16 protein-coding genes are annotated in these 13982 nt (G+C 72.0%); 8 read left to right on the forward strand and 8 right to left on the reverse strand.

Annotated features, from left to right (window positions below):
* Nucleotides 1–40 precede the first annotated feature (40 nt).
* Both FVE25_RS09215 and FVE25_RS09220 read right to left on the reverse strand, forming a co-directional pair.
* A complete protein-coding gene (locus FVE25_RS09215; RefSeq protein ID WP_157245992.1) occupies nt 41–415 on the reverse strand; it encodes a YccF domain-containing protein in 375 nt (124 codons plus the stop codon).
* 12 nt (nt 416–427) lie between these two features.
* Nucleotides 428–1228 carry a TIGR03084 family metal-binding protein gene (locus tag FVE25_RS09220; RefSeq protein ID WP_157245993.1) on the reverse strand — a complete coding sequence of 267 codons (801 nt, stop codon included), beginning with the start codon at nt 1226–1228 and terminating at the stop codon, nt 428–430.
* Between the two features lie 251 nt (nt 1229–1479).
* Between FVE25_RS09220 and FVE25_RS56965 the strand changes: the two genes are divergently transcribed.
* The 5 genes from FVE25_RS56965 to FVE25_RS09240 all read left to right on the forward strand — a co-directional run bounded on the left by FVE25_RS56965 (nt 1480) and on the right by FVE25_RS09240 (nt 5087).
* Nucleotides 1480–1563 carry a putative leader peptide gene (locus tag FVE25_RS56965; protein ID WP_311132608.1) on the forward strand — a complete coding sequence of 28 codons (84 nt, stop codon included), beginning with the start codon at nt 1480–1482 and terminating at the stop codon, nt 1561–1563.
* Between the two features lie 116 nt (nt 1564–1679).
* Entirely contained in the window at nt 1680–3353 is a 1674-nt protein-coding gene (locus FVE25_RS09225) for a nitrite/sulfite reductase (RefSeq protein WP_157245994.1), read from the forward strand.
* The gene (locus FVE25_RS09230) at nt 3350–3493 is read left to right on the forward strand and encodes an Insertion element protein (RefSeq protein WP_157245995.1); all 144 of its coding nucleotides are present in this window, start codon (nt 3350–3352) and stop codon (nt 3491–3493) included. Before FVE25_RS09225 ends, FVE25_RS09230 begins: the two co-directional genes overlap by 4 nt.
* Nucleotides 3490–4218 carry a phosphoadenylyl-sulfate reductase gene (locus FVE25_RS09235; protein WP_157245996.1) on the forward strand — a complete coding sequence of 243 codons (729 nt, stop codon included), beginning with the start codon at nt 3490–3492 and terminating at the stop codon, nt 4216–4218. Before FVE25_RS09230 ends, FVE25_RS09235 begins: the two co-directional genes overlap by 4 nt.
* Nucleotides 4200–5087, forward strand: coding sequence for a sirohydrochlorin chelatase (locus FVE25_RS09240; protein WP_157245997.1), 888 nt, complete (start codon nt 4200–4202; stop codon nt 5085–5087). The genes FVE25_RS09235 and FVE25_RS09240 overlap by 19 nt, the downstream gene beginning before the upstream one ends.
* A gap of 143 nt (nt 5088–5230) precedes the next feature.
* Here the strand turns inward: FVE25_RS09240 and FVE25_RS09245 are convergent, their stop codons facing one another.
* Entirely contained in the window at nt 5231–5878 is a 648-nt protein-coding gene (locus tag FVE25_RS09245; RefSeq protein ID WP_157245998.1) for a DUF1707 SHOCT-like domain-containing protein, read from the reverse strand.
* A 133-nt stretch (nt 5879–6011) separates the two neighbouring features.
* Here FVE25_RS09245 and FVE25_RS09250 point away from each other — a divergent pair, with 133 nt between their 5' ends.
* On the forward strand, nt 6012–7355 hold the full coding sequence (locus FVE25_RS09250) for an ankyrin repeat domain-containing protein (protein WP_246266830.1): 1344 nt from the start codon (nt 6012–6014) through the stop codon (nt 7353–7355).
* Here the strand turns inward: FVE25_RS09250 and FVE25_RS09255 are convergent, their stop codons facing one another.
* The 5 genes from FVE25_RS09255 to FVE25_RS09275 all read right to left on the reverse strand — a co-directional run bounded on the left by FVE25_RS09255 (nt 7356) and on the right by FVE25_RS09275 (nt 11197).
* Nucleotides 7356–8246 carry a maleylpyruvate isomerase family mycothiol-dependent enzyme gene (locus FVE25_RS09255; protein WP_157245999.1) on the reverse strand — a complete coding sequence of 297 codons (891 nt, stop codon included), beginning with the start codon at nt 8244–8246 and terminating at the stop codon, nt 7356–7358.
* Complete coding sequence (locus FVE25_RS09260) at nt 8246–8797, reverse strand: sigma-70 family RNA polymerase sigma factor (RefSeq protein ID WP_219825402.1); 552 nt, start codon at nt 8795–8797, stop codon at nt 8246–8248. The genes FVE25_RS09255 and FVE25_RS09260 overlap by 1 nt, the downstream gene beginning before the upstream one ends.
* 237 nt (nt 8798–9034) lie before the next feature.
* Nucleotides 9035–9628 (reverse strand): hypothetical protein, encoded by a 594-nt coding sequence (locus FVE25_RS09265; RefSeq protein ID WP_157246001.1) that lies wholly within the window; start codon nt 9626–9628, stop codon nt 9035–9037.
* A 91-nt stretch (nt 9629–9719) separates the two neighbouring features.
* The gene (locus FVE25_RS09270) at nt 9720–10688 is read right to left on the reverse strand and encodes a hypothetical protein (protein WP_157246002.1); all 969 of its coding nucleotides are present in this window, start codon (nt 10686–10688) and stop codon (nt 9720–9722) included.
* Nucleotides 10688–11197 (reverse strand): RNA polymerase sigma factor, encoded by a 510-nt coding sequence (locus FVE25_RS09275; protein WP_157246003.1) that lies wholly within the window; start codon nt 11195–11197, stop codon nt 10688–10690. The genes FVE25_RS09270 and FVE25_RS09275 overlap by 1 nt, the downstream gene beginning before the upstream one ends.
* Nucleotides 11198–11320: 123 nt before the next feature.
* Between FVE25_RS09275 and FVE25_RS09280 the strand changes: the two genes are divergently transcribed.
* Nucleotides 11321–11746 carry an OsmC family protein gene (locus tag FVE25_RS09280; RefSeq protein ID WP_157246004.1) on the forward strand — a complete coding sequence of 142 codons (426 nt, stop codon included), beginning with the start codon at nt 11321–11323 and terminating at the stop codon, nt 11744–11746.
* A gap of 33 nt (nt 11747–11779) precedes the next feature.
* Complete coding sequence (gene glgX, locus FVE25_RS09285) at nt 11780–13903, forward strand: glycogen debranching protein GlgX (protein ID WP_157246005.1); 2124 nt, start codon at nt 11780–11782, stop codon at nt 13901–13903.
* Nucleotides 13904–13982: the final 79 nt, after the last annotated feature.

Consider the following 13982-nt stretch of genomic DNA (forward strand, 5'->3'; position numbering starts at 1 on the left):
GGGAGTACTTCCCGACAGCTTATGCGCAGGTACATCCCCTCTACTTGACGTCCACGATCCGCGCGCCCAGGGGCAGCAGCGAAACCGGGATCATCTTGAGGTTGGCGATGCCCATCGGGATCCCGATGATCGAGACGAACAGCGGGATCGAGGTGATCACGTGCCCGATGGCCAGCCAGATCCCGGCCACCACGCACCAGATGACGTTGCCGATCGTGGACATCACCCCGGCGTCCGGGTCGCGCTCGACCGTGCGGCCGAACGGCCACAGCGCGTATCCGGCGATCCGGAACGAGGCGATGCCGAAAGGGATGGTGATGATCAGGATGCAGCAGATGACGCCGGCGACGGCGTAGCCGATCGCCAGCCAGATCCCGGCGAAGATCAGCCAGATGACGTTCAGCAGTGTCCGCATGTATCCAGCATCTCAGCGCGCGTCCGGCCGGGGCATCCGGGCCTTCCCCGAGGGCGCCCTGCCCCGACCCGGAGGACCGGCGAACGCCTGGGCGATCGCCGTCCACGCCGCCGCGGTCTGGCCGGAGACCTCCAGCGCGGTGTCGTCGCGGTGCGCACGCTGGGTGACGAGGAGGCAGAAGTCCAGCATGGGGCCGCGCACGACGTCCGGCACGCCGTCCGGTCCCGCCGTCCACACCTGGCCGCCGGGCATCGTCAGCTCGACCCTGACCGGCCGCTCGGGGACGGCCAGCCCCCTGACCACGAAGCTGTACGGCAGGGCCCGCACGCCGATCGTGGCCACGTGGCGCAGCCTGGCCGCCGGCTCGCGGGTGACGCCGAGGGCGTCGGCCACGTCCTGGCCGTGGGCCCACGTCTCCATGAGGCGGGCGGTGGCGAAGGAGGCGGCCGACATGTCGGGGCCGTACCACGGCAGGCGCCGCCTGGCGTCGAGGCCGGACAGGGCGGTCAGCAGGGCGGCGCGTGCCGTACCGAACCAGGCGTGCACCTCGGCCGGGGCCATCGAGCGCGCCCGCTCGACCGGCTCGTCGGCGGAGGTGAGGGCGGCCGCGGCGGCGCGGAAGGCGGCGGGGTCGGTGGCGGCGCCGACGGCGGCGTCGTCGAAGTAGGCGAGATGGCTGATCTGGTCGCGGATCGCCCAGCCCTCCGCGGGGGTGGGCAGTTCCCACCCGGCGGGCTCGAGCGGGCTCAGCAGCGCCTGCAGGGAGGCGGTCTCATCACGCAGGTCGGCCACGAGCTCGCGCATGAGGTCCATGGCACCGCACTCTAACCGAACAACATTCCAATGCGACAATGTCGAAGGTGATCTGCGAAAGCTGCAAGGATCGCCGCCACGAGGAGTGCCGGGGCGGCTCCTGGTGCGACTGCCAGCATCAACCCGTCGCCGAGCCCAAGGAAACCGAGCTCGACTGGCCCCGTCAGGGGTGAATAGGGGTACCCCTATTGTCATCCCAGAGTCTGGACCCCATCTTGGACATCCCCGTCCGCCCAGGTATCGTCTAGAACATGCCAGCGGACCCCATGCTCGTCGGTCGACGCCACGTCGACCTCCAGCGTGTCCGCAGTGCCATCTGTTGCGACGCCCGCTAATCCCTGCCTGTTCTCTCGCAGCGGCGCGCGTCGCACAAGCTCTTCTGGGTCCCCTGCACTCAACGGTGAGGCAGGAGGAATACCAGCCGCGCGCCCACAAACTCTAAGGACGCGCAATGAGCACCCCTGCCAGCCGGCACCACAAGCGCCCGCGCGGCGAGGGCCAATGGGCCCTCGGATACCGCGAACCCCTCAACAAGAACGAAGAGAACAAGAAGAACGACGACGGTCTCAACGTTCGCCAGCGCATCATCGACATCTACTCCAAGCTCGGGTTCGACTCCATCGACCCGGCCGACCTGCGCGGCCGCATGCGCTGGTACGGCCTCTACACCCAGCGCAAGCCCGGCATCGACGGCGGCAAGACGGCGATCCTGGAGCCGGAGGAGCTCGACGACCGCTACTTCATGCTGCGCGTCCGCATCGACGGCGGTCAGCTCAACCTCCGGCAGCTTCGGGTCATCGCCGACATCGCCAACGAGCACGCGCGGGGCACCGCCGACGTGACCGACCGGCAGAACATCCAGCTGCACTGGGTGGAGATCGAGTCGGTCCCCGACATCTGGGAGCGCCTGGAGGCGGTCGGGCTGTCCACCACCGAGGCGTGCGGTGACACGCCCCGCGTGATCATGGGATGTCCCCTGGCCGGGATCGACGCCGAGGAGGTGCTGGACGGCACCGGCGAGATCCGCGAGGTGCACGACGAGTACATCGGGGACCCGGCGTACTCCAACCTGCCGCGCAAGTTCAAGTCGGCGATCAGCGGCTGCCCGGCCCACTGCACGGTGCACGAGATCAACGACGTGGCGTTCGTGGGCGTGCGGCTGCCGAGCGGGGAGAAGGGCTACGACCTGTGGGTGGGCGGCGGCCTGTCCACGAACCCGATGTTCGGCAAGCGGATCGGCGTGTTCGTCCGGCCCGAGCAGGTCGCCGACGTCTACGGCGGCGTGATCGGGATATTCCGTGACTACGGGTACCGGCGGCTCCGCCACCGGGCGCGGATCAAGTTCCTCGTCAACGACTGGGGCGTCGAGAAGTTCCGCGAGGTCCTGGAGACCGAGTACCTCAAGGAGCCGCTGCCCGACGGCCCGGCGCCCGAGGCCCCGCGCGGCGCCCGCCGCGACCACGTCGGCGTGTACCCGCAGAAGGACGGCAACTTCTACGTCGGCTTCGCGCCCAAGGTCGGCCGTCTGGACGGCGACAAGCTCCACCTGATCGCCGACATCGCCGAGCGGCACGGCTCCGGCCGGGTGCGCACCACCGTCGAGCAGAAGATGGTCATCCTCGACGTCGCCCCCGACCGGGTCGACAGCATCGTGGCCGAACTGGAGGCCAACGACCTGCGGGTCAACCCCTCCACCTTCCGCCGCCAGACCATGGCCTGCACCGGGATCGAGTACTGCAAGCTGGCCATCGTCGAGACCAAGGCCAGCGCCGCCCACCTCATCGACGAGATGGAACGCCGCCTGCCGGACTTCAAGGAACCGCTGACCATCAACGTCAACGGCTGCCCCAACTCCTGCGCCCGCATCCAGGTCGCCGACATCGGCCTCAAGGGCCAGCTGGTCGTCAACGACAGGGGCGAGCAGGTCGAGGGCTTCCAGATCCACCTGGGCGGCTCGCTCGGCGTCAACCCGGGCTTCGGCCGCAAGGTGCGCGGCCTGAAGACCACCGCGGAGGACCTGCCCGACTACGTCGAAAGGGTGGTCACCCACTACGAGGCCCAGAAGAAGGAAGGCGAGAGCTTCGCCGACTGGGTGCAGCGGGCCGACGAGGCGGACCTCAGATGAGCGCCCGCGCGGTCCCCTTCCACTGCCCGTACTGCGGGGACGAGGACCTGGAGCCCTACGAGGGCGACGGCGGCTGGTACTGCCGCGCCTGCGCCCGCGCCTTCAAGCTGAAATTCCTGGGAATCGGGGTAAAGATATGACGCTCGTCGACATCGAGGTCGGACTGCGAAGTCAACGCGGCACGCTCGACCTGCAGAACATCGTCGAGTCCGCCGCCATCTTCCTGGAGGGCGCCTCCGCCCGCGAGATCATCCGCTGGGCCGCGGCCACCTTCGGGGACCGGCTCACGCTGACCTCCTCGATGAGCGACGCCCTGCTGATCGACCTCGTCAGCCGGGTCAAGCCGGGCATCGACGTGCTGTTCATCGACACCGGCTACCACTTCGCCGAGACGATCGGCACCCGCGACGCCGTACAGCAGGTCTACGACGTCAACGTGATCAACGTGATGCCGTCGCGGACGGTCGGGGAGCAGGAGCGCGACCTCGGTCCGCGCCTGTTCGGCCGCAACCCCGACCTGTGCTGCTTCCTGCGCAAGGTCGAGCCGCTGAACCGGGCGCTGGAGCCGTACCTGGCCTGGATCTCCGGCATCCGCCGCGACGAGTCGCCCACCCGCGCCGGCACCAAGGTCGTGGAGTGGGACGCCCGGCGGCAGATGGTCAAGGTCAACCCCATCGCCTCCTGGACGCAGGAGGACGTCGACAACTACATGGCCGACAACGGAGTGCTGGTCAACCCGCTGCACTACGACAACTATCCGTCGATCGGCTGCGCGCCGTGCACGCGCCAGGTGGCCGAGGGCGAGGACCCGCGCAGCGGTCGCTGGTCGGGCCTGGGGAAGACCGAATGCGGCATTCACCTCTGACCACCACCTTCACCGAAATTTCGCCCGACGGGCGGCATCCGGCGGGCGAGGGGCCCCGTTCTGGCAGGGGCGAGGTCCCGGTAGCGGGGGTGGGCGCGCTGTCCGCGGCGCGCCCACCCCTCGCCACCCCCTCGGTGCCGCTGGTCGCGGTGGCCCACGGCTCGCGGGATCCGCGCGCCGCGGCGACGGTGGAGGCGCTGCTCGACGACGTACGGCTGGCCCGCCCCGACCTGGAGGTGCGCACGGCCTACCTGGACCACGCCGCCCCCACGCTGGGCCAGGCACTGCACGGGCTGCGCTCGGCCGTGGTGCTGCCGCTGCTGCTCACCGAGGCATACCACAGCCGCGTGGACCTGCCCGCCGCCCTCAACGAGGCCCGTGCCCGCGACCCGCGCCTGCGCGTCCACTACGGCGCCACGCTCGGCCCCCACCCGCTCCTGCTGACGGCCCTGGAGCGCCGCCTGTCCGAGGCGGGGGTACGGCCCGGCGACCCGGACACCGCCGTCGTCCTGGTCTCCGCGGGCTCGAGCGACGCCCGGGCCAACGCGGTCATCGCCGACCTGGCCCGCCTGTGGTCGGAGGGCGGCCCGGGCCGGACGGCCGGCTGGTGGCAGGCGGCGCCCGCCTACGCCTCGGCCGCGGGGCCGACGCCCGCCGAGGCGGTGGCCGCCCTCAGGAGGGCGGGCGCCCCGCGGGTGGCGGTGGCCCCGTACCTGCTGGCGCCGGGCTACTTCGCCGACAAGGTCCGCCGGGAGTGCGGGGCCGACGTCGTGGCGGACGTGCTGGGCCCGGCGCCCGAGCTGGTGGACGTGGTCCTGGAGCGTTACGCCGAGGCGCTCAGCCCGGTGGCCGCGGCGCCGGTGGCGTGAGGCCGTCAGCCGGGCCGATCGTTCGCCGGCGGCCGATCGTTCGCCGGCGTGGCGCCCGAAGTCTGCGCGATCCCGCATCCGGCGTCCTCACCGCGCGGTGGATGTCACCCCTCACTACGCGCTGGACCCGGCCGGGATTCGCATCAGTGGCGGTAGTCGCTCCACCCCTGGCCCGGGGCGATGCCGAGGTGCTCGCGCCAGGCCGCCCAGCCGCGCTTGATCGGCTTGGCCCGGGCGTCGCCGTACACCTTGACGTCGCCCATCACCGCGTAGCCGTGCACCCGCACGACCGGCGCCTTCACGCCCGGGGGCGCCTCCAGGACGTCGACCTTCCTGTCGCCCATGATGGCGAAGCCGTCCACGTCCACCTCGACCCCGTCGGGGACGATGATCTTGACATCCCCCATGACGGCGATGGCGGTGACGTCGATGACGTTGGTGCGCACCTCGGCCTCGCGCAGGTCGAGCACCACGTCGCCCATCACGGCCGCCGCGCCGAGCTCCTGGTCGACACGCCACTTCCCGCGCCGCTTGGTGTCGCCCATGATGGCCAGGAACCAGCGCTTGGTGCGCGAAGGCGGCGTGGGGGCGGGCGCGGGGACGGCGCCGGCGGCGGGCAGGTCCTGGGTGAGCAGGGCCAGCTCGGCGTGGGTGGTCGCGGTGTAGGCGGCTTCGGTCCGGTCGGTCAGCTCGACGAGCGTGAGCCTGCCTTCGACTGAGGCCTCACGCAGCATCTCGACGACAGCCTCGCGCTCTGCGTCGGAAGCGCGCAGTCCCCCAGGTTCACTCATAATCGCAACATATCGCGTTTCGCGGCTTTGGTGAGTCCTCCGGGAGGAGGATTCCCGGGGGGCCGCGCCGTACCGCTGACACACCCCGTGACTGGGGCTCTGGTCGCCCCGCCCAGGCGCTAGGGTCGCTGTCATGCGTGAGGAAGAGCTGTACCAGGCGGCGTTGAAGGGCGATCTCGAGGCCGTGGGCGCGCTGCTCGCCGCCGGTGCGGGACCCGACGAGGCAGGGCAGGAAGGGCTCGCGCTGTGCGCGGCCGCCTCCTGGGACCGGGTGGCGGTCATCGAGGCGCTGCTGGCGGCCGGCGCCGACGTCAACGCCAAGGAGAGCGGCGGCTGGCACGCGCTGCTGTGGGCGGCGGCCAACGGCAACGCCGACGCCGCCCGCACGCTCATCGAGGCGGGCGCGCTGGTCGACGAGCCCAACGAGGACGGCGACACCCCGCTGACCCTGGCCGCCCGGCGTGGCGCGCTCGGCGCGGTCCGGGTGCTGCTGGAGGGCGGCGCCAATCCGGAGAAGTACGACGGCGACGGCGACAGCCCCCTCGACATCGCGCTGACCTGGGTGGGCGTGCACCTGGAGACCGCCCTGCTGGACCAGATCGGCCAGGAGGACTGGGAGTACGTCGTGGCCAGGCAGTTCGCCAAGGACGGCACCGAGCTGGTCACCGTCGCCGGGCGCTCGGCCGACGGCGAGCAGAGCGAGCAGGTGCAGGCGCAGCGCGGGCACGCCGCCGTCGCCACGCTGCTGGAGGACGCCGCCGGGGTCTACACGCCGATCCCGGAGCTGATCACCCGCGCCCTGTCCCACCGCGACACCGACGAGGACGCCGAGACCTGGTGGATCGTCGCCGACTCGCTCGGCAAGCGGGCCGACGAGGAGGCATACGAGGCGCTGTCGCGGCTCTGCGTGAGCGAGGACGCCCGCGAGCGCGAGTTCGGCGTGGACGCCATCGCCCAGTTCGGCGTCACCGAGGACGGCGAGAAGCCGTTCCTGGAGCGCACGCTGCCGCTGCTGCTGAAGATGGCCACGACCGAGGGCAACCCGCAGGTGCTGCGCTCGGTGCTGGCCGGGCTCGGCCACCAGGGGGACCCGAGAGCGCTGCCCGCGGTCCTGGACATCCTCGGCCGCCCCGACCACAAGCGCACGATGACCGACCCCATCGCGCTGGCCGACGTCCTGCCGCCGGACCACGCCGAGGGCCTGGCCCTGCTGATCGGGATGACCAGGGACGACGACGCCGAGGTCCGCGACTGGGCCACCGCCGGGCTGTCCTCGCTGGAGGCCGACACCCCGGAGATCCGCGAGGCGCTGGCGCTGCGCCTGGACGACGCCGACCTGCGCACGGTCGCCGAGGCCACCCGCGGCCTGGCCGCCCGGGGCGACGCTCGGGCCGGCGCGGGCGTCAAGCGGGTGCTGGCCGAGAGCGACGACGCCTACGAGCGCGAGATGGTCACCGAGGCCGCGGCCAGGCTCTGATCAGGGCCCCGACAGCGCCGGGGCGGTGCGCAGCACGTCCCTGGCCAGGTCAAGGTCGCCCGACAGCTCGGCGGGGAACGTCTCGGGCGGGCGCCGGCCGCCCAGCAGGAAGCAGAACGCGACCACGTCCGCGGTGATCGAGGCGTCGGGGTCGCCGGGAGCGGCGTCCCGCACGCCCAGGGGCATCATCCACTCCCCTCCCCCGGGCCCGGTCAGCGTCAGATGGAGGGTCCGGCCGCTGCCGTCGATGCCCGACAGCAGCATCGTCCAGGGCAGCAGCCGCGCGCACAGGTCGGCGGTCGGCTCGATGTGCGCGGCGACGGGGTGCGGCAGCCGGATCCCGGCCACCGAGGCGGCGTCGTCGGTGTGGATCCACGTCTCCAGCCCGCGGGCCAGCACGTGGTCGCCGAGCGCGCCGTCCACGCCGTCCACGGTGGCCATGCCCTGCGGGCTGAGCCCGGCCAGGTGGCGGCACAGGGCGTCGGCCTGCGCCCGCCAGTCGCGCCTGGTCTGCTCGGGACTGCGGGCGCGCTCGTACTCCTGGACCTCGTGGGTGCGGCCCATCGCGTCCGTCGCGCCGAGGGCGGGGCCGAGCACCGGTGCGCCGACCGAGGCGGCCAGCAGGCCGTCCTTGGCGGCCAGGTGGGCGACGAGCTCCTGCAGCGTCCAGCCTTCGACGATCTCGCGAGCCCAGTCGTCGTCCACCGCGGAGGCCAGGAGCGCGTCCATGGCGGCCACCCGTCCGGCGTACGGCTCGGCCCAGGGTGCGGTGGGCGCGGCGGGACGGCGGCGAGCCCGTGCCCCGGCCAGCAGCTGTGGCCGGAGCGACCGCTCGGGCACGGCCGCCTCCTCCATGAGCGCGTCCAGGTACAGACGCTCTACGGGCTCCATCACACCTCTTCCTCCGCCAGCGCGTCGGCCAGGCGCCGCAGCGCCAGCCGTATGCGTGACTTGGCCGTGCCCTCGGGCACGCCCAGTTCCTCACCGACTTGCCGATATGTACGGCCCCCGAAGTAGGCGAGTTCAATGGCCTCGCGCAGTCCTTCGGGAAGACGTGTCACCGCCTGCCGTACCCGCTTGGCCTCGTCGGCGGCGAGCACGCTCTCCTCCAGTCTCTCAGGTTCGGGCTCGAACAGCCGAGGGCCCAGCACCGAGACGCGGCGCCTTTCCTCGGCGCGCACGTGGTCCACCGCACGGCGGTGCGCGATCGTGGCCAGCCAGGCGCGCAGGGTGCCCCGGTCGGGGTCGTAGGCCAGGGGCCGCTCCCAGAAGATCAGGAAGACCTCCTGGGTGATGTCCTCGGCGATCACGCGGTCCCGGGTGACGCGGAGGGCGAGACCGAAGATCAGCGACGAGAGGTGGTCATAGACCTCCCCGAGCGCGGACTCATCGCCGCCGACCACCCGTTGATGCAGCAGGCGGTCGTCGAACGGTGCCTCCACTGGCACCACACTCCCGTGATCCGGACCAAGGCGGCGGGTGCGCCGCGTCCCGAGCATGTCACTATTCGCCGGAAATGTTGAGCCGGATGACCAACCATGCCCCCGAATTCCCCCGGCGAGCCGGACACGAGGCGCAGGTGACCCCAGACAGCCGGAGGGACGGATGGTGCCCGGGCAGGGCGCCGGGGTGGAGCGTCCTGCCCGGGCCCCGCGCGGGGAGGGGCGCCGCGCGGGAGATCAGGGGAGATAGGGCGGGCCCGGATAGGAGGCCACGATCCGCTGGTGATAGGCGGCGACGGTCCCGGCCATGGCCAGGTCGCCGCCGAGATGGACACCGATGCGCTCGGGGGTCCCGAGGGCGAACGACTCCGCCCACCAGTCCCGTGGCCCGGGCGCCGGACGCTCGCGGAACAACGGCAGGCAGCGCCGGGCGAGCGCCCGCCACTCCAGCGTCCCGGCCAGCCCGTCGAGATCGCACAGCGCGTGGGCGGCCAGCGTGCGCGCGGCCGACGGCGCCTGCGGGTCCGCGGCCGCCCGGGTGAAGCTCAGGCTGCGGCCGGTGACGCCGTCGGGATCCTTCACCACGTAGCCGATCCCCCCGCCGCCGATCCACACCATGGCCAGCCCGGCGGCCAGCCGTACGGCGGGGCCGTACTCGAGGGCGGCCAGGTCGTCCACGGCGGCGACGAGCCCGGAGCCCGGCGGCCCGTCCTCGGGGGACCACAGCCGGCGCAGCACGGGCTCCAGCGGGCCGCACCAGCGGCGGCCGTCGCGCGGCGTGGGGCGAAGGTCCTCCGGATGGGGTTCACACCAGGTGGCCGTCATCATCATGACCGGTAAAAGTCCGGCCCCTTGCGGTTCCTTACCGCAATCTTTGCGCCGAGGATTTCCCCTCTCCCGCAAAGATCACGGCCGAAGAGGGTCAGTCCGGCACGGGGGCCCACTTCCGGGTGACGAAGGTCCAGAAGTCGCGCACGCACGGCGTGGTGACCTCCAGCCCGCCCGTGTCGCGCAGCGCGAGCCGCTCCACCCCGAGCAGGTCGCCGCTGCCCCGGTCGGCGACGAGCACCCATCGCTCGTCCGCGCCCGTGTCCACGGCGATGCCCACGCCGTCGCGCTCGCGCCGGTCCGTGACCAGGCCGAGCGTGTGCAGGCCGGGCCGCGCGGCCAGCACCCGCCAGACGGCCGCCGTCCGGGGCCCGTCCAGCGTCTCGCTCGCGTTCACCGCCACGATCCCGCCGAGCAGCCGCGAGCCCTCCCTGGTGCTCTCCGTCGTGCCGCTCCCCAGCTCCACGAGCCGGCCGCGCAGCGCGCCGGGGTCCGCGGGCAGCACCACCGGCCCGTACGGCGCGGCCGCCCGCCCCTCGCCGGACTGGACCAGCCGATCCTCCGCACCGGTCAGCCCGGACTCCGTCCTGACCCGGCGGCCCTGTGCCCCGAGGGGGCTCGACTGCCGCGACAGGAGGCTCACCCGCCCGCCCGGCAGCAGCCGTGAGGAGGCCACGGTCACCTGCCGGTAGCCGTGCGGCGGGGCCGGCGCGGCCAGCGAGGCGGCGGCGGCCAGCTCCAGCAGCGCCCGCCGGGCGCCGCCCCCCGGCTCGGGCAGCCTGCGCGGGCGGGACCCCGGCTCCCCGCACAACGCCAGCGGGGCGCCCGGGTAGCGGAAGTAGGCGGTCACGCCGACGCCGGGCGAGCGACCGGCGGGCATCGCGTTGGCCGTGACGATGACCAGCCCGGTGGCCAGCGCCACCCCGAACGTCAGCCGCCAGGACAACCCCGGCCCACGGCGCGGCCGGGCCGTACCGAGGATCTCGGCCAGCAGCAGCTCGTCCGGCGGCACCTCGTGCGGCGCGGGATCGTGGCCTGCCATCAGCCGTGCGATCTCGTCCATCAACTGCCCTCCTGGAACCCGAGCGTGCGCAGATGCTCGCGCAGGCGTGCTCTGGCCCGGCTGAGCCGGGTGGCCATGGCGCCGGTGCGGCAGCCGGCGACCGTGGCGGCCTCCTCCACGCTCAGCCCCTCCCAGTAGAAGAGGCGCAGCGCCTCCCGGTCCTTGCCGGCCAGCCTGGCCAGGGCCTCGTGGAAGGCGAGCCGGGTGACCACCTCGCCCTCCATGGGCGGGATCGGGTTGCGCCACACGGCCAGCCGGTCGGCCAGCGCCTGGCGTCTGCGCTGGCCGCGCCACTCGTTGCTGACCTGGCCGCGGGCGATGCCGAGCAGCCAGACGCGCTCGGCGCGGTGCTCGCCGGGCGCCTGGCCGAGGCGGCGGAAGGCGTCGGTGAACGTGCGCGCGGCGACGTCGGGCGCCGCGTCGTGCCCTACCCGGCGGGCCGCGTAGCGCAGGACGGCGGAGAAGTGGCGGTGGTAGAGCGCGGCATACCGGTCATCGTCCTCCGTCACGGTGGCCCTCCGCTGCGGGGATTACGATGCGTTCGCTCTGATTACAACCGACCACTCATGGTCACCGGGGCAATACAAGATATGTTCGGACCCGTAACGGCAATCGATGAAGGGACAATCGCCATGGCGACCACGCGCACCGCGACCACGCAGTGGAAAGGCGCCCTGCTCGACGGCTCCGGGACCGTCTCCCTGGACACCTCAGGCGTCGGCACCTTCGAGGTCTCCTGGCCGTCGAGGGCGGAGTCGGCCAACGGCAAGACCTCGCCCGAGGAGCTCATCGCCGCCGCCCACTCCTCCTGCTTCTCGATGGCGCTCTCCCACGGCCTCAACGGCGCCGGGACCCCGCCGGAGTCGCTGACGACGCACGCCGAGGTCACCTTCCAGCCGGGTGAGGGCATCACGGGCATCGTGCTCACCGTCAAGGGGAACGTCCCGGGCATCACGGCCGAGCAGTTCCAGGAGGCGGCGGAGACGGCCAAGGCGAACTGCCCGGTCAGCAAGGCGCTGTCCGGCACGACGATCAGCCTGAACGCCGAACTTCTCTAGCAAGTGCGCGATCGCATGCGACAATCAGGTCACATGCGTGAGGTCTGGCCGGGCGAACCTTATCCACTCGGCGCTACCTGGGATGGCGTGGGCACCGGTTTCTCGGTGTTCTCCGAGGTCGCCGAGCGAATCGAGCTATGCCTTTTTCAGGAGGACGGCTCCGAAGAACGTGTAGACCTGCCCGAAGTGGATGGGTTCGTCTGGCACGGCCACCTGCCCGGCATCGCGCCGGGACAGCGGTACGGCTACCGCGTCCACGGCCCGTTCGAGCCGTCGCAGGGGCACCGCTGCAACCCGGCCAAGCTGCTGCTCGACCCGTACGCCAAGGCCATCGACGGGGAGCTGACCTGGAACGAGGCGCTGTTCGCCTACCGGTTCACCAACCCCGACGAGTCCAACGACGCCGACAGCGCGCCGTACATGCCGAAGAACGTGGTCGTCAACCCGTTCTTCGAGTGGGGCAACGACCGGCCGCCCCGCACGCCGTACCACCAGACCGTGATCTACGAGGCGCACGTGCGGGGGCTCACGATGCGCCACCCCGCGGTCCCGCCCGACCAGCGGGGCACCTATGCCGGGATCGGGCATCCGGCCGTCATCGACCATCTGCTGTCGATCGGGGCGACCGCGGTCGAGCTGATGCCGGTGCACCACTTCGTGCCCGAGCACTTCCTGGTGGCGCGCGGGCTGACGAACTACTGGGGCTACAACACCATGGCCTACCTGGCGCCGCACGGGCCGTACTCCAGCTCGGGCTCGCGCGGGGAGCAGGTGCTGGAGTTCAAGGCGATGGTCAGGGCGCTGCACGAGGCGGGCATCGAGGTCATCCTGGACGTGGTCTACAACCACACGGCCGAGGGCGACCACATGGGGCCCACGCTGGGCTTCCGGGGGATCGACAACGCCGCCTACTACCGGCTGCACGACGGCGACCGGCGTTACTACCTCGACTACACCGGCACCGGCAACTCGCTCAACGTGCGCTCGCCGCACGCGCTGCAGCTGATCATGGACTCGCTGCGCTACTGGGTGCTGGACATGCACGTGGACGGCTTCCGCTTCGACCTGGCGGCGGCGCTGGCCCGCGAGCTGCACGACGTGGACCGGCTGAGCGCCTTCTTCGACCTGATCCAGCAGGATCCGGTGATCTCGCAGGTCAAGCTGATCGCGGAGCCGTGGGACGTGGGCCCCGGCGGCTACCAAGTCGGAAATTTCCCGCCTTTGTGGACGGAGTGGAACGGGAAATATCGCGACACGGTGCGCGACTTCTGGCGCGGGACCGGCTCCGCCCTGCCCGAGTTCGCCTCCCGCCTGACCGGCTCGGCCGACCTCTACGCCACCTCCGGCCGCCGCCCGGTCGCCTCCATCAACTTCGTCACCTGCCACGACGGCTTCACCCTCGGCGACCTGGTCTCCTACGACCGCAAGCACAACCTGGCCAACGGCGAGGACGACCGCGACGGCACCGACGACAACCGCTCCTGGAACTGCGGCGCCGAGGGGCCGGTCGAGGACCCCGAGATCGTCGGCCTGCGCCACCGCCAGCGCCGCAACTTCCTGGCCACGCTGTTCCTGTCGCAGGGCGTCCCGATGCTCTCCCACGGCGACGAGCTCGGCCGCTCCCAGCGCGGCAACAACAACGCCTACTGCCAGGACAACGAGCTCACCTGGATCGACTGGGCGGCCGTCCACACCGAGAAGGACCTGCTGAACTTCGTCCGCTCGCTGGCCAGGCTGCGCCGCGAGCACCCCGTCTTCCAGCGGCGCCGCTTCTTCCGCGGCCGCACCCCCGACAACGGCCGCGACCTGGTCTGGCTCACCCCCGCCGGGGCCGAGATGAGCGCCGGCGACTGGCACACCGGCTACGCCAAGTCGCTGATGGTCTACCTCAACGGCCAGGCCATCACCGAGCCGGGGCCGCGCGGCGAGCGCATCGCCGACGACTCGTTCCTGCTGCTCATCAACGCCCACCACGAGGACATGACGTTCACGCTGCCGGGCCCCGAGTTCGGGCTGTACTGGCAGCCGGTCTTCGACACCGCCGACGAGCAGATGCGCGACGAGCCTTTCCCGGACGAGCAATGGGGCCCCACCGCCCTCGTTGCCGTCACCGCCCGCAGCCTCCACCTCCTCCGGCAGCCATCTCCTTCCTCATAAGGTACGGCGGGCCGCCCCCACGCCACCCGCCGTCGCCGGCGGGCGCCGATCGTGGGGGTCGCTTCTCACGTCGGACGGG

It is taken from the genome of Nonomuraea typhae, from assembly GCF_009760925.1.
GTDB lineage: Bacteria > Actinomycetota > Actinomycetes > Streptosporangiales > Streptosporangiaceae > Nonomuraea > Nonomuraea typhae.